The sequence below is a fragment of the Nostoc sp. PCC 9305 genome, from assembly GCF_963920915.1.
Taxonomy (GTDB): Bacteria; Cyanobacteriota; Cyanobacteriia; order Cyanobacteriales; family Nostocaceae; genus Nostoc.
Map to the genome: position 1 here is coordinate 13,418 of NZ_CAWUDN010000061.1, position 15,836 is coordinate 29,253.

Consider the following 15,836-nt stretch of genomic DNA (forward strand, 5'->3'; position numbering starts at 1 on the left):
AATTTCTATACTATTTTTGAGGATAGTTTTAATTCTACTAATACAATATCTGCTGCGATACTTCCATTAACTCGATGGCGCCTTAATTGTTCAAAGAATATTTTCAAAAATAAAGTAGGATCTTTTATTAGCTCTTGGAGTAATCTCAACTTAGATACTGTTTGATTTTTTCCAAATTTAGATAGACTAAAATTGTTTATAGTTCTTGCCATAACAGAATTTGCAGGTGGCATGTAAAATTTTATCTCACAGCCTAGTTGACGTGCTAGTTCTTCATAAGATTTTTTACTCAAACGTAGCAGATGGTGTGGTGGGTGATTTAATATATCAAACCAGTCTGATTCAACCGACATAGGTGAATAAGGAGTGCTGATGAATATACTACCCATCGGTTTGAGAACAGAAAGCATTGATGCAATAAATTGCTTTGGTTGGCTAATATGTTCTAAGCAATGAAAAGACAATACATAGTTAAAGCTTTCGCTAGGAAATTTATTGTAAAAACTCTCAATTGTTTCACAGTAAACTTCAAATCCTCTTGCCTGACATTGCTCAATCGAGTCTGGAGTTGTGTCCAAACCAACTATACGAGTATTGGAAAGTTTTTTGGCAATTTCTAAAAAATTACCTCCTCCGCAGCCCACATCTAAGACAGAAATTGAATTTTGTCTTTCTCGCTTATTTATTTGCTCAATTACGGCAAACCACTCCCATCTAGTTTCTGGATAATAACCTGCTCTAGTAGTAACCCATTGGTAAAATGACTGGCTGCCTGCTTCTAGAGGAAAAGCATATTCAAGTGAGCAATTTTTACATTGCTGAATCTCATAGTCTATTATTTCAATTTTGTCTGGTGGCTTTTCCGCAAAATAATCTTCTAATTCGCTCATAATATTTTTTTGAGAGAATGAACGAATATGGATGCCTTCATGACTACAAATAGGACATTTATTTGAAATATTTTTAGACATAATAAAGATTGGATTATCTATTTTTTATCTGTTGCAGTTAAAGTTTACTATGTTTTTTATACTTTACAGCAATCTTCTACTGTTGTTGAATAAGACTACGATGAAATACGGTCGGGTGTACAAGTATAAAAACACAATAATAAGCCAGCGCTGAACTTCCCACCCAACCTTACAGACATCGCTTTAGAAAAATTGCAAAATGCCATGCTGGCTTTGTTGCCAACCAAGTACCCTGAACCAACAGGATTAAAGCTGTTACGTTATTTACTCAATCATATATTGCGGTGAGAGATTACTGTTCTAAAAAGTTTGTAACTTTGAAATTTGATGTTCCCTCCCAACAGTGGTTTAAAAATGCGTTTACCTGGGCATCTGCTGCATCAACCGATTCCCTAGATGCATTAAATTGCACTGCTGTCACAATGTATTCAAAGATAATCACAAATTGCTTTTGGGGTGAAATTCTTTCGACTACAATTGTTTCACCTATCTTCGGGATTTGAGGCAGATTTACCACAAACGTCTCAATTTTCGGTTTATCTAATGGATTTTTAAAATTGAAGTATTTACAGTAAACAATAATTTTCACTTAGACAATCACCAATAACATTATAGATAATCAAAATTATCCTTAAACTGAAAAATTGTAAGCCCCGATGAAATCTGATAAGTGTTAATTACGAATTACGAATTACGAATTACGAATTAGTATTATTTCCCCTGCCACAGCTGCCGCAACGACTGAAAAATTCTTACAAATCTCTCTTCTAGCCAGACCATAACATAATCAAGCCATTCCAGAAGTTGCTCTAAGGGGTGCTTCTCATAGCCAGTTAAAGTTGCTTTCGTTTCTATCCAGTCTGGCTGCGCCTCAACTTGACTGCTTTGGTGAAATTGCTGTTGCAAAATTTCCCCTTTACGACTCTCGCTTTTAGTTTGGGAAATGCTACCTCGACTTTGTTTTACAGAGGCGACTTTTCCAGATGTTTTTCGACTTGAGGTAAGATTACGACTTGGTTCTTTTCTTTGTACCAAACCAGATCCGACTTTAGGTTGTTTTACACTCAAATTCTTTTGTGGAAAATGCCCTATTGATAAACTTGGGGCTAAAGCAGTATTTATCCTCCCAGAAGGTGTAACTGGAACTGGCTTGTCAGCAACGGTTTCGCTGTCACCAAATAAATCATTCCACGTTAGCCAAGGATCGTTTGTGAAATCCTGGTTCTCTCCCAGAGGGCTTTGGGATAAGGCTTTTCTAAGGCGTGACGAGAAGAGTTTACCTGGCAATTTTTCATTACTAATTGTTGTCTCAAGTGTTTTTCTATTACCAACACCAAAAAAGTAATTAAGCGCCGCCTCAATCAAAGCCTGAAAATTCTGTGAATGAGTTTCTAAACCATCCGCGTTAGGCGCAATTTCTCCCTTTGTAGCTAATTGCTCTTTGCCATAAAGAAATATGTTTAACTGAGTTTGGGCAACTTGGATAACTTCCTGGCTACGTTCTTGCACTGGGACTAAAGCATTCGATTCCAACTTAGCAATGGCTATATCTAGAAATGCTAATAATCTATCTGTATTAAGTAAATATTTTGGTATACCCTCGGCTAAAACTGGAATTTTAGCTGGATTTACGTCAGTGAGTTTTGCTAATAATCGGTCAATTTGTGGTAGTAGCTGCGTTTCTTTGTTAGCTATAATTAAACGCCAGGACTGCCAGTAATTAGCAACTTCGTTAATAATTCGGTCTTCTAATTTTGCCTGTTGTTCGGGTGTTAAGATATCCAGAATTTCATTGTCGGCAGTAACAAGTACTAAATTTCGATTCATCAAATTTGTGGCAATTCCTCGCACTATTGGCAGACGCTGTTGAAGGGCATTGTCTAATTGTGAAGGGTTGAGACTGACAGCTTGATTAGCCGTAATATTTGATGATTGAGTAAGATTAGAGTTCTTTTCAACCAATTTCAGCCGAAAAAGTCCCAATAAAGCCAAGGGATTAAAATATTCAGATGCTTTCGTAGGAGTGGAGGCGGGTTCATCTGATGACAGATAATTGACTGCCTCTAGTACATTTTGAATGGGACTATCAGCGTTGGGTAGAGTTTCAGGCTGGAAATCGGTATCATTTGGTTGTAACTTTAATCTAGTTTGTGGTTCTTTAGTATGTAGCGTTTTCCCAGATGATTCAGATGACTGAAACAGTAGATACACTGGGTAAAGTAGTACCTCGACACCCCACTTAGTGGCAACTTGCAAATGCCGGAAGGTGTGTTCCCACTGTTGTGTCACCCGCCGAGATTGCTGGTGGACAAAGTTAAATAGTCTGCTTTGATAACGACCAGAGGAACCAGAAGACATAGTAGTAATTTTTTAGTTCAAGTCTTGTTCAGTTGTGAGACTCGCGCCAAACAATAAAAACGACCAACACCTCATATTAGCGAATATATGACCCCGACTGTCTCTCAATCCCAGACCAAATTTATCTCACAAGCAATTGAGCAACTGCGCTCTTTTTGTCAAGTTAATCTTCAGTCTACGTGGCTGTACCAGGAATCTGACTTAGTTATTACTGATGTTGTAGCTGCTGATTTGTCTCATTGGCAACCTGCTCAGTTGAATGTTAAAGAACATATTGCTTGGACGGGTGGGAAAAAAGTGCTATGGCTAGTGCAAAGATTGGTGGTTCCCCAAGATTTACACGGTTATCCCTTGGCGGGGTTATCTTTGCGGCTGGCGTTGGTTTGGTGGGCGGATTCTGCTGAGATTTATGTAAATGGCGAGTTAGTGCTGGAGGGTGATTTATTTGATTGTTCGCCGAGAGTGCTTCTCAGTCAGGGGGTGACGCCAGGGGAAGAATTCACTGTGGCTTTGCGGTTAGTGAGTCCGGGACATTGTGATGGTGCTTTAGTGCGATCGCTCCTAGTTTATGAGTCTTATGTTGATAATAATCCCGATCCGGGTTTTGTGGCTGATGAGTTAGCTGTGGTGCAACTTTATTTAGAAAAATTTGCGCCGGAGAGGTTGGATGTTTTGGCGGCGATGGTGGGGGAGGTTACGAACCGCAGAGGCGCAGAGGACACGGAGGAAGAGAAGGGAGGGTTGGTAAAGTCGTTTTTATCTCTACGCCAAAATTTAATTCAATCCGACATCTTAGCCCTGCTTTTGAAGGGGGGTTGGGGGGATCAAAAATCTAAAATTTTCTTGTTGGGTCATGCTCACTTAGATTTAGCATGGTTATGGCCTGTGAGTGAAACTTGGAATGCGGCGCAAAATACTTTTGAGTCGGTTCTGAAGTTACAAGCAGATTTTCCTGAGTTAATTTTCTGTCATTCGACTCCCGCACTTTATGCTTGGATTGAAGAACATCGCCCGGATTTGTTTAGGGCAATTCAAGCACAGGTAGCCGCCGGACGTTGGGAAGTTGTCGGCGGAATGTGGGTGGAACCGGAACTCAACTTAATTGCTGGTGAATCAATAGTCCGTCAGCTACTATATGGTCAGCGCTACATCCAGGAGAAATTTGGCAAGTTTTCAACTGTAGAATGGGTTCCAGATTCTTTTGGTTTCTGTGCGACTTTACCGCAGTTTTTCGCTAATGCCGGAATTGAGTATTTTGTGACGCAGAAGTTGCGGTGGAATGATACTACTAAATTTGATTATGGGGCTTTTTGGTGGCGATCGCCTGACGGTAGCGAAGTCTTTAGTTTGATGTCTGCACCCATCGGTGAAGCTATAGACCCAGTTAAAATGGCAACTTATGCTCTTGAGTGGCAAACCCAAACTAGTTTACCAGAATCCCTCTGGCTTCCAGGTGTCGGCGACCACGGCGGCGGCCCCACGCGTGATATGTTAGAAACCGCCCAACGCTGGCAAAAGTCACCTTTCTTCCCAGACTTAGAATTTACGACGGCTGAAAAGTATTTACAGCAAATCAGTAAAGGAGGCAGAAGGCAGGAGGCAGAAGGCAGGAGTCAGAATTCAGGAGTCAGAATTCAGGAGTCAGAATTCAGGAGTCAGAATTCTCCCACTGCTTCCCCTGCTTCCCCTACCTCCTCATTCCCTACTTGGAATGACGAACTATATTTAGAATTCCATCGCGGTTGCTACACTACCCACGGCGATCAAAAACGCTGGAATCGTGGTTGTGAAAATTTATTATATCAAGCTGAACTATTTGCTACCTTGGCAACTGTAAGCTGTGGTGTGACATATCCGAAAGCAGAAATCGAAGCAGCTTGGAAATTAGTTTTATTTCAACAGTTTCACGATATTTTACCTGGTTCTGCAATTACCCAAGTTTACACAGATGCCTTGCCCCAATGGCAGCAAGTGGAACAAGTGGGAACGAAAATATTACAGGAATCACTTTTAGCGATCGCATCTCACATTACTCTATCAGAACCACCAAAACCCGATAGTCTACCTATTTTTGTTTTCAATTCTCTCAATTGGCAACGTTCTGAGGTAATCTCTGTAGCCTTACCCACACCACCAACAAATACCCAAGGATGGCAGATTTACGATGCTTCTGGAAACCAGCTTGTCTCCCAATTATCTGAACCATCAACCCTACTATTTCTCGCCACCGAAATTCCACCCGTAGGCTACCGCATATTTTGGCTTTCCCCTTCACTCTCCACTACAGACGAGATGAATCGCGTCTCTCCCTCATCTCCCGCACTTTTCCCAGACTGGATTTTAGAAAATGAATTCTTGCGAGTTGTTATAGATCCTGACACCGGAGATTTATCAAGTGTTTTTGACAAAACTTATCAGCGAGAAGTTTTAAGTGGAGCGGGGAATCAACTGCAAGCTTTTAAAGACAGTGGGCAATATTGGGATGCTTGGAATATAGACCCCAATTATGCTCAACATCCTTTACCCTCAACAAATCTTCAATCTATTCAGTGGTTAGAACAAGGCCCGGTGCAAAGTCGTGTACGCGTGCTGCGTCAGTTGGGTGAATCGGAATTTTGCCAAGACTATATTCTGCAAGCTGGTTCATCTCTGCTGAACATTGCTACAACTGTCAATTGGCAAGAAAATCATGTCTTAGTGAAAGCTGCTTTTCCTCTAAATATTGAAGCCGACTTTGCTACTTATGAAATTCCCTGTGGCGCGATTCGCCGCCCAACTAAACCACAAACCCCCGCAGAACAAGCAAAATGGGAAGTTCCTGCTTTGCGTTGGGCTGATTTAACAGCAGAAGATACACAGACAAATACCACAATTCCCAATCGTTATGGTGTCAGTTTGCTCAATGATTGTAAATACGGTTATGACAGCAAACCAAATCAACTCCGCCTAACACTGCTACGCAGTTCTAATTGGCCAGATTCAGAGGCTGACCGAGGTTTTCATGAGTTCAAATATACCTTGTATCCTCATGCAGGTAGTTGGGAATCAGCCCATACAGTACGGCGTGGTTATGAACTGAATATACCGTTGCAAGTGATATTCAATTGGCCACTCGCTCAATCCTCCGCTACCACTAACAGCACTATTGAAGGAGTAAGTTTCCTAGATTTATCAGCTGAAAATTTAATCTTGATGGCCTTGAAGCCATCTGAAGACGACCCGCAGCAGTTAATTCTGCGATGTTATGAATCTCACGGAGAAACAGCCGAGTTATCTTTGCAAAGTGATTTAGGATTGAATCTCGGAAATCCAGTAGATTTATTAGAGCGTTCCACCAGTACTGAATTTTCATCTCAGCAACAAATCTTGATGATACAACCTTGGAAAATCGCCAATTTCAAGGTGATAAGTAGGTAGGCATAATTAAACATAAAGTAAAATCCTAGTTCGTAGTAAGCGATTCATCGCTCAAAGCAAGGATTATTAGAACTAAAGTCCTGACCCTTCTCCTAACGGAGACGCTGCGCGAAGGGGTTCGTTAGTCGCTCATGGGGGAAACCCCCTTGGGAGAAGGGGTTAAGGGATTTGCAAAACGCCTGTCCGATATAGTTCTCGGCTTAAATTGACATCAATGAGTAGTGCTAAACCCCTACGAAAAATCTATATGTCTCCAGATTTTCGTGAAATGCTATCAGACACTGCACCTCTACATCCAAAAATTCGCTCACTTTTGTGTTGAAACAACCGAATATTACTACTACATATTAATACTATATTCTTTTTTTACTTTATGTACTGTATAAATGCTAGAATCCTCAAGTAGACAGTTAGGATACTTAGATGCCAGTTGTAGCTAACTCAATCAAGTTTGGTACAGACGGCTGGCGGGGCGTTATTGGTGACGAGTTCACCTTTGAACGTCTAGCCCTGGTCGCGCCAGTTGCCGCAAAAGTATTATATGATACATATTTTTCTATAGTAGGTAGCCGGACAATTATTGTCGGTTACGATCGCCGATTCATGGCCGAAGACTTTGCTCGTGCTGTTGCCGATACTGTCACCGCTGTCGGCTTTGATGTGCTACTGAGCGAAAACTATGCCCCAACCCCAGCTTATAGTTGGGCAGCAAAAGAACTCAATGCTTTAGGGGCGCTGGTAATTACAGCTAGCCATAATCCTGGTTCATATTTGGGTTTAAAAGTCAAGGGCTATTTTGGTGGATCGGTGCCGCCAGAAGTCACAAAAGAGATAGAAGCGCAGTTGTCGGTGGGAGTACCACTAGCAGCTACCCCAGGCAAGCAAGAGAAATTCGATCCTTGGCCCAGTTATACCCAAGCGCTAGAAGGTAAAGTTGATATTGGCAAACTTCGAGAAGCGATCGCATCTGGCAAATTGACGTTATTTGCCGATGTCATGCATGGCGCTGCGGCTGGCGGATTGGCGAGACTACTAGGCAATCAAGTCAAAGAAATCAACAGCGATCGCGATCCCCTATTTGGTGGCGGCGCGCCGGAACCCTTGCCTAAATACCTTTCAAAGCTATTTGAAGTCATCAAGACTCACCGAGAAACCGATAAATCAGGTTTAACGGTGGGGTTGGTATTTGATGGAGACTGCGATCGCATTGCAGCAGTAGATGGAGAAGCCAACTTCCTAAGTTCCCAAGTATTAATCCCGATATTAATCGACCATTTAACCCTGCGGCGCGGTTTTACTGGAGAAATAGTCAAAACTGTTAGTGGTTCCGACTTGATGCCCCTTGTAGCAGCACTACATAACCTCTCACTCTTTGAGACAGCGGTTGGTTATAAATATATCGCTGACAGAATGTTAGTAGCAAAAGTGTTACTGGGTGGCGAGGAGTCAGGGGGAATTGGCTATGGCAGCCATATTCCCGAACGTGATGCCCTACTGTCAGCCTTGTACGTACTAGAAGCGATTGTAGAATCTGGTTTGGATTTAGGTGAATATTATCGCCATTTGCAGAAACAAACAGGGTTTACCTCAGCATACGATCGCATTGATTTACCCTTAGCAAGTATGGAAGTGCGATCGCGTCTTTTGCAACAATTGCAAACCCAGCCCTTAACGGAAATTGCAGGGAAAGCAGTGATTGATTGCCAAACAATTGACGGCTACAAGTATCGTTTAGCTGATAAAAGCTGGTTAATGATTCGCTTTAGCGGGACTGAACCAGTTTTACGCCTCTACTGCGAAGCCTCGACAATTGAGCAAGTGCATCAAACTCTTGCTTGGGCGAAACACTGGGCGGAGTAAAATTAGTGAGGAGTTGAGAGTTAGGAGTTAGGAATTAATTAACTCATAACTGATCGCTCCTAACTCCTAACTAATAATTTGTAATTCATGACATTACTTGTAGTAGCCACAGGAAATCCAGGTAAGTTGCGGGAAATGCAAGCTTATCTGGAAAATTCTGGTTGGGAATTAACCCTTAAACCTGAAGAATTGGAAATTGAAGAGACGGGCGAAACTTTTGCCGCTAACGCTTGTCTGAAAGCATCACAAATTGCTAAAGCTACGGGAAACTGGGCAATTGCTGATGATTCTGGCTTGCAAGTAGATGCCCTAAATGGCGCACCAGGGGTGTATTCTGCACGTTATGCCAAAACCGACTCAGAACGGATTGCTAGGCTATTGAAAGAATTAGGCAACGAAGTAAATCGGCAAGCTCAATTTGTTTGTGCAGTAGCGATCGCTCGTCCTGATGGTGCGATCGTATTACAATCTGAAGGTATTTGTCGCGGCGAAATTCTCCACGCACCTCGTGGTGATAGTGGTTTCGGCTACGATCCAATTTTTTATGTGCCAGAGTTGCAATTGACCTTTGCTGAGATGACACGGGAATTAAAAGGGTCAATTAGCCATCGAGGTAAGGCTTTTACAGCTTTACTTCCGCAACTAGAGAGAGTGAAGAATTAGGAGAGACGCGATTAATCGTGTCTGTACAAGAGTTAGGAGAGACGCGATTAATCGCGTCTGTACAAGAGTTAGGAGTTATGAATTCTGCTAAATCTTCATTCATTAGTCCAGACTCACAACTCATAACTTTTAACTCTTAACTCATAACTTTTTTAAACTGCTTCTGTGTTCTTTTCGCCAGTGCGAATCCGAATCACTTGCTCAACAGGCGAGATGAAAATTTTACCATCGCCGATTTCACCAGTGCGGGCAGCAGCAATGATTTTGTCTACCACCATATCAACCTGATTGTCATCAACTACGATTTCCACTTTGAGTTTTTGCAGAAACTCAACTGTGTACTCAGAACCACGATACCGTTCAGTTTGACCTTTCTGGCGTCCGAACCCCCGGACTTCAGAAACAGTCATGCCAACAATACCAGCGTTAACTAAAGCAATTTTCACCTCATCTAGCTTAAATGGGCGGATAATAGCTTCTACTTTTTTCATCTTCTTTACTCCTGACTTCTACTAGCTTCGTTTATATATCTAACCAGATCCGCTGTCTGAAGCTGTAACTAGCGGTGCTTTTCCTAAAAAATATGTAATAATTACAACTTTTTTAAAGTGTGAGTGCTTTACTTGAGGGTTTATGACATAAAAAGCGGCAAGGATTTATTAATTGGATAATCTTTGAGGTTCTAACATAAAGAAGTTGCTGTCAATTTAGCATTTTATGTAGCTTTTATAACCTAAAAATAGATCGTTTCCACCATTTAGCAGATTTGTTTGGATATTTAGAGAGTGATTGCAGCCAAATTATACGGTTGCCCGAAAGCCTGCTACTGCTGCTGACTGTGGAAATGTCAACTAACGTTTCTGGTGTTCAAACAAGGGACGCACGACGAAATATCCAGCACTAAAGGCAGTCAGCATGATTAACAAGATCGTAATAATTAACCACCAGCCATTGAGTCCCTTGACATCTGGCTCAGTAGTGGAATAGTAACTGACTTGTTGCTCTTCTATAAAAACTGGTTCTGATACCGGAAAATTCATTTCCATTACAGGTGCAGAAAAGTCTTGGCGGCGGCTTTTTTCGGCTGGTTGTTTGGATACAACAGATGGACGCGAACGAGAAACCTGCTGAGGTGAACGCGGTTGTGTTACTGGCCGTTTGGCGGCACTTTTAACGTCACCAGAAGCTTGGTTAGCTTGGGGATAATTAGCTGTAGTATGGGAATCCACAAAATTTTGCAAACGAGAAAAAGACTCAACGACTTTGGTAATTTCTTGGCGTAATAGCTGATTTTCTTGCGTTAGTTGCTGATTTTGGGTGGTGAGTGCGTTTAGCCTCGCCTGTGCTGCTTGCAACTCTGTTGACAATTCCCTGTATACAGATAGTGGTACAGAGGGAGGGTAGGCTTGAGTACTCGGTGTTGGCGAATTTCTGTGAACAGAACCTATGGTTGTTCGCATCGGGGGCTTGGTATTAAAAATCAAAGTAATTAGATCGTACAGAGATGCTAACAGAGATAGTCACCCCTGAAACTATGCCCAAGAATAATAGAAAAATACCGAAAGGGCAAAGATTTTTTATTTGGGCATTGGGGATGAGGTACTGAGAAAACTTTTCTCTAGTCCACATCCCCAATGCCCAGTCTCCAATCCCTAATCCCTAGTCTCTAGTCCCTAGTCTCCACAATGGGAAGAAGTGTCCCACAGGGCCTTGCCCTTCGCCAATATCTAGGGCGTGAGTGAGTGCGGTAGTCACATATTCCTTTGCCTGTTGCACTGCGTGCCACAAATCTTTTCCTTTAGCTAGATTAGCAGCGATCGCAGCCGATAGTGTACAACCAGTACCGTGGGTATTTTTTGTCTCTATTTGCTGGCAAGTCAAAACTTCCAACTTGTCCCCATCAAACCAGATATCAACGCCACGCAAATCTCCCTGCATACCTCCGCCTTTGACTAAAACAACCTTCGTCTTTAAAGTCTTGTGAATGATTTCAGCAGCGGCTTGCATATCCTCTAAAGAATTAATTTGTAAACCGCTCAAAATCTCGGCTTCATAGCGATTGGGCGTAATCATAACCGCTTTGGGAATCAGGGCATGGCACAGAGTCTTGACAGCATCATCATTAATCAATTGTGCTCCCGTGCGTGACACCATTACTGGATCGACGACTAGATTATTGATTTGTAAAGCTTCCACTTGCTGGGCAACAGCAAAAATAATTTCCTGATTGAGCAACATTCCAGTTTTGGCAGCTTGTACGCCAATATCCTCAACTACTGCCTGAATTTGCGCCACAACAGCCTCTGTTGGCATAGCGTCAACTCTCTTCACTCCTAGAGTGTTTTGTGCCGTGACGCAGGTTATAGCACTAGTACCGTGGACACAGTGAAAAGCAAAGGTACGTAAGTCAGCTTGAATTCCTGCACCGCCACCGCTATCTGAACCAGCAATGGTTAAAGCAACAGGTATTCTGGAGTTTATTTCAGCGTTCATATTATGAAGATTAAGTAAGTTGGTGTCATCAAACCAAACTATCTCAAAGATTGATGAACTAGGCTAAAATCCTCTTTCTTCCAGAGCGATCGCAACCACAACCTGACTTGAGAGTTCTGAATTATTTAGAGAAACTTCATCAAATCCTTGCACAAGGCGCTTTTTATTCTCATATCACTCTGGAAATAAATAGAACTCCACCAGACATACCCATAGTTTTTTGAATTTTGTTGTAAAAAAACTTACCATGTTCAGGAGTTTTACTGATACCAAGTGCTATTTGTAAAGGTTAGTTTTAATTAAGTTCACAACGCTCAGTTACACCGCTTAAAACAGGTTCAACTAAGTTGTTACATTAGTCCCCTTAAGTTAAAGGGTTAACCTAACTAAAGTTTCAACCAATTTAACTTCGATCGCTTTAACTTTAAGTCCCCAGTTATCAGCTAAGGGTGAATTTTACCATGCAGATTTGGCAACCTCCTGACCTAAAACAACGCATAAAGTTCAGAGGAATTACTATGCCAAATACGATCGTTTTATTGAAAAAAAAGATGCTAAAGCTGGTTTACAAGGAGCAGCAATATCTACGATAGGCTATGCCTACGCAGCTGCTAAAGATGAAGTCTGGAGTAGAAGCATCTACGCACTAATCGTTCAATTAATCTCAACAAAAGTCTGACTATTGACGGTATTGATATTCCTGATTTAACCATTAACGGTTGACAGGAGAAAAATTTTTCAGTTTGACAACAGCGTTTCTACAATCGACGCGATTTTAAGTCGCGATCGGATAACTGTGACTGTTCTTAACAGTGCAGATAAATGACTCATTCAAATAACTACTTAGCAACTGAAGAAAGTTGCACAGATTGTACTAACAATTTCCCTTACACATATTCGGAGTAAACAGATGGCTGGCAATACATATTACGTTTCTGCAACAGGTAGTGATAAAAATAATGGCTTAAACGAAGAATCTGCATTTCTCAGCTTGGGTAGAGCCGTGTATGAGATGAAAGCAGGCGACACGCTCTACGTGATGAATGGAAATTATCAAATGAAAGGGGTTACGGTTTTCAACTTGAATGGCTCACCAGATAACTGGACAACAATAAAAGCTTATCCAGGGGCTACGCCTACGATAACAACAACGGGAAGTGGCATTAATATATTGAGTTCATCCTACGTGCGGATTGAAGGACTTGATATAAAAGGCAATCGAGACAACATCACTCTCGAATATGCCTTACAAGAGAAGGACAACCTTAATAACCCCTTGACTAATAGTAATGGTATTGCTGTTAATGCATGGAAAAACGCTGATGGTGTAGGTGGTACTAATCCCCATCATATTGTCATCACTGGTAACACAATCCGTAACTTTCCAGGTGCAGGCATAGCATTCAGTAATTCAGACTATATAACTGTTGAGAAAAATATTGTATCTGGAAACGCTTGGTATTCCCCTCACGGCAATCAGGGAATAACCTCTCTTCACAGTTTTAATTTTGATAACAATACCACTGACTACAGAATGATTTTTCGAGACAACATTGTCTATGATAACCAAAGTTTAATTCCGTGGAAAGCAGGAGGCACTGACAAAATCACTGAGGGACATGGGATTATGCTTGATACTACCGATGTCAGCAAAGATAATGTGGCATATACAGGTAAGGCATTAATTGCAAATAACATCACTTACAACAATGGAGGTGCAGGTATTAATGTTTTTAAAGCTACCAATGTTGATGTTATCAACAACACCGCTTACAAGAATGCCCAAGTTCTTACAGATTCTGGAGAGATTGGTGTTACTTACTCGGAAAATGTCCGTGTCTACAACAACATTTTGTATGCAAGCGACAATCAAAATGCTAACAGAATTAAGTATGCCACAAATGTCACCTTCGATCGCAATCTTGTTTATAACTCGAACCTATTCCAAGCTTCAGATAATTTAAACGCTACAGGGCTACAGAATCTTTTGGGTCAAGATCCTCTATTTGTTGATGCAGACAAAAGAAATTTTGCACTCAAACCTGAAAGTGTTGCGATTGATGGTGGTTCTAATGGCTTCAATAGCATCACTAAGAAGACTCCTCAGGATGGTGATGGGAATGGCAGTACAGTCATTGATATTGGTGCATACGAAGCTCCCCGTAGCTCTAGCAAAACCCCAGAAATTCAAGTTCTCAATGGCACAGTTAATATTATTGATGGCAACACCGCTATTAACTTTGGCGAGACCCTTGTTGGTGAACCCTTAAGCAAAACCTTTACTATCAAGAACACCGGTATAGCTGTACTCAACCTGAGTAATCTTAAACTTCCCGACGGATTTAGTTTGGTCGGAACTCTTCCAACGAGCCTGGCTGTCAATGCTTCTACCAATATAGTGGTGGCACTCAACCCCACTACACCCGGCATCTATAGTGGCAGCCTCAGTTTAAACAACAACGATATTAATGAAAGCCCCTTTGACTTTGCCATTAGTGGCACAGTTAGTACCCCGGAAATTCAAGTTCTCAATGGCACTGTTAACATTACAGATGGCAATACCACTGCCATTAACTTTGGTGAAACGACTGTTGGTGACAGCTTGACCAAAACCTTTACCATCAAGAACACCGGTACAGGCGCATTGAAGTTGAGTAGTCTTAAACTTCCCGACGGATTTAGTTTGGTCGGAACTCTTCCAACGAGCGTGGCTGTTAATGCTTCTACTGTCATATCAGTGGCACTCAATCCCACTACATCCGGCAGCTATAGTGGCAGCTTCAGTTTAAACAACAACGATATTGATGAAAGCCCCTTTGACTTTGCCATTAGTGGCACAGTCAGACCTGCTCCTGTCCCGGAAATTCAAGTTCTCAATGGCACTAACTCCAATGACACCTTTACTATCCGACGAGGCGATGGCAATTACAGCATCACTGACTTTGGTGGTGTAGGTACTAGTTCCAACCCTTCAGCTGCGGTGGTTGCCAAGATAGACACCTTGCAATTTATTGGGACTGAATTGACTGCGAGAAATCTGCAATTAACTCAAAATGGCAGCAATTTAGAAGTCAGCTTTGGAAATGTGGCTAATACCAAAGTCACTCTGCAAAACTTTAAGTTAGAAAACCTAGACAACTTAGCCGCATCGACAACAAGACCTGCCATCGGCAATATCATATTTGACGGAGAAACGAGTATTACCAAAAGCTTTGATGTGATTAATGCCAATTCCACTCAAGCGTATATTTCCACCGCAAACACTGTCACCTTCCTCAATGACTTGAACAATAACATCAGCGGTTTTTACGCTTCTAATGATGTGATTAATGGTCAAGGGGGTAATGATACAATCGATGGCAGTGGTGGTGACGACCTGCTGCGGGGTGGTACTGGCAACGATCTTCTGATTGGTGGACAAGGCAATGATACTCTTGTGGGTGGTACAGGTGCTGACTCTTTCCTCTACGACACCAATTCCATCTTTAATAGCGCTGTTGTCGGTATTGATACTATCGCTGACTTCAATCGCTCTCAAGGTGATAAGATTATCCTCGATAAGACCACCTTTACTGCTATTACTTCTGTTGTGGGAACGGGTTTTAGTAACGCCAATGATTTTCAAATCAGCAGTTTAGGGGCACTTAGCAATGCTGTAATTGTCTACGATCGTACAACTGGGCAGTTATTTTACAATCAAAATGGCAGCGCTGCTGGTTTCGGCAGTGGTGGTCAATTTGCACAACTTACTGGTGCGCCCTATGTTACTGCCTCTGACTTCATCATTCAAGCATAGCTGGGTCGGGTCAACTGAGTGAAAGTATAATCCAAACATGAATCGAGTTTTAAGACGGCTTTCAATTAGATAGACCACATCCATAGGGGCGCAATAAACATCTGGTAGAAAAAGAATGTAGAGATGTAGCACGGCTACGTCTCTATAAAGGTTTTGGATAACGTATATTGAATTTATGGAGATGTTTAATAAATAGTAGTCAAGTAAAAGCTATTCTAAAAAACATCCTTCCAATAAAAACGTGGTTGCCCATGAATAATATCACCACTAGCGATCTA

General features: G+C 41.7%; 10 protein-coding genes. 4 read left to right on the forward strand and 6 right to left on the reverse strand.

The annotated features are described in order from the left end of the window. Positions 1-5: 5 nt before the first annotated feature. From ACM0OX_RS21815 to ACM0OX_RS21825, 3 genes are all read right to left on the reverse strand, one after another. The gene (locus ACM0OX_RS21815) at positions 6-971 is read right to left on the reverse strand and encodes a class I SAM-dependent methyltransferase (RefSeq protein WP_414517069.1); all 966 of its coding nucleotides are present in this window, start codon (positions 969-971) and stop codon (positions 6-8) included. Between the two features lie 292 nt (positions 972-1,263). After that, positions 1,264-1,560: a hypothetical protein gene (locus tag ACM0OX_RS21820; RefSeq protein WP_289794757.1), complete on the reverse strand. Its 297-nt coding sequence runs from the start codon at positions 1,558-1,560 to the stop codon at positions 1,264-1,266. A 122-nt stretch (positions 1,561-1,682) separates the two neighbouring features. After that, entirely contained in the window at positions 1,683-3,329 is a 1,647-nt protein-coding gene (locus tag ACM0OX_RS21825) for a hypothetical protein (protein ID WP_414517070.1), read from the reverse strand. Positions 3,330-3,416: 87 nt separating this feature from the next. Between ACM0OX_RS21825 and ACM0OX_RS21830 the strand changes: the two genes are divergently transcribed. The 3 genes from ACM0OX_RS21830 (at position 3,417) to rdgB (ending at position 9,269) form a co-directional block, all read left to right on the forward strand. Next, on the forward strand, positions 3,417-6,746 hold the full coding sequence (locus tag ACM0OX_RS21830) for an alpha-mannosidase (protein WP_414517071.1): 3,330 nt from the start codon (positions 3,417-3,419) through the stop codon (positions 6,744-6,746). Positions 6,747-7,169: 423 nt separating this feature from the next. Then, the gene (locus tag ACM0OX_RS21835; RefSeq protein ID WP_414517072.1) at positions 7,170-8,606 is read left to right on the forward strand and encodes a phosphoglucomutase/phosphomannomutase family protein; all 1,437 of its coding nucleotides are present in this window, start codon (positions 7,170-7,172) and stop codon (positions 8,604-8,606) included. 87 nt (positions 8,607-8,693) lie between these two features. Beyond that, complete coding sequence (rdgB, locus tag ACM0OX_RS21840) at positions 8,694-9,269, forward strand: RdgB/HAM1 family non-canonical purine NTP pyrophosphatase (RefSeq protein WP_414517073.1); 576 nt, start codon at positions 8,694-8,696, stop codon at positions 9,267-9,269. Positions 9,270-9,421: 152 nt separating this feature from the next. On the opposite strand, the gene ACM0OX_RS21845 is transcribed toward rdgB, so the two are convergent. The 3 genes from ACM0OX_RS21845 to thiD all read right to left on the reverse strand — a co-directional run bounded on the left by ACM0OX_RS21845 (position 9,422) and on the right by thiD (position 11,762). Further along, entirely contained in the window at positions 9,422-9,760 is a 339-nt protein-coding gene (locus tag ACM0OX_RS21845; protein WP_012410794.1) for a P-II family nitrogen regulator, read from the reverse strand. A 360-nt stretch (positions 9,761-10,120) separates the two neighbouring features. After that, on the reverse strand, positions 10,121-10,729 hold the full coding sequence (locus ACM0OX_RS21850) for a hypothetical protein (protein ID WP_414517074.1): 609 nt from the start codon (positions 10,727-10,729) through the stop codon (positions 10,121-10,123). Between the two features lie 199 nt (positions 10,730-10,928). Then, positions 10,929-11,762 (reverse strand): bifunctional hydroxymethylpyrimidine kinase/phosphomethylpyrimidine kinase, encoded by an 834-nt coding sequence (gene thiD / locus ACM0OX_RS21855; RefSeq protein WP_414517075.1) that lies wholly within the window; start codon positions 11,760-11,762, stop codon positions 10,929-10,931. Positions 11,763-12,672: 910 nt separating this feature from the next. Here thiD and ACM0OX_RS21860 point away from each other — a divergent pair. Then, on the forward strand, positions 12,673-15,558 hold the full coding sequence (locus ACM0OX_RS21860) for a choice-of-anchor D domain-containing protein (RefSeq protein ID WP_414517076.1): 2,886 nt from the start codon (positions 12,673-12,675) through the stop codon (positions 15,556-15,558). Positions 15,559-15,836 lie beyond the last annotated feature (278 nt).

Coding starts and splice junctions, on each gene's coding strand:
- ACM0OX_RS21815 (WP_414517069.1), bottom strand. CDS start 971: ATGTCTAAAAATATTTCAAATAAATGTCCTATTTGTAGTCATGAAGGC.
- ACM0OX_RS21825 (WP_414517070.1), bottom strand. CDS start 3,329: ATGTCTTCTGGTTCCTCTGGTCGTTATCAAAGCAGACTATTTAACTTT.
- ACM0OX_RS21830 (WP_414517071.1), top strand. CDS start 3,417: ATGACCCCGACTGTCTCTCAATCCCAGACCAAATTTATCTCACAAGCA.
- ACM0OX_RS21835 (WP_414517072.1), top strand. CDS start 7,170: ATGCCAGTTGTAGCTAACTCAATCAAGTTTGGTACAGACGGCTGGCGG.
- rdgB (WP_414517073.1), top strand. CDS start 8,694: ATGACATTACTTGTAGTAGCCACAGGAAATCCAGGTAAGTTGCGGGAA.
- ACM0OX_RS21845 (WP_012410794.1), bottom strand. CDS start 9,760: ATGAAAAAAGTAGAAGCTATTATCCGCCCATTTAAGCTAGATGAGGTG.
- ACM0OX_RS21850 (WP_414517074.1), bottom strand. CDS start 10,729: ATGCGAACAACCATAGGTTCTGTTCACAGAAATTCGCCAACACCGAGT.
- thiD (WP_414517075.1), bottom strand. CDS start 11,762: ATGAACGCTGAAATAAACTCCAGAATACCTGTTGCTTTAACCATTGCT.
- ACM0OX_RS21860 (WP_414517076.1), top strand. CDS start 12,673: ATGGCTGGCAATACATATTACGTTTCTGCAACAGGTAGTGATAAAAAT.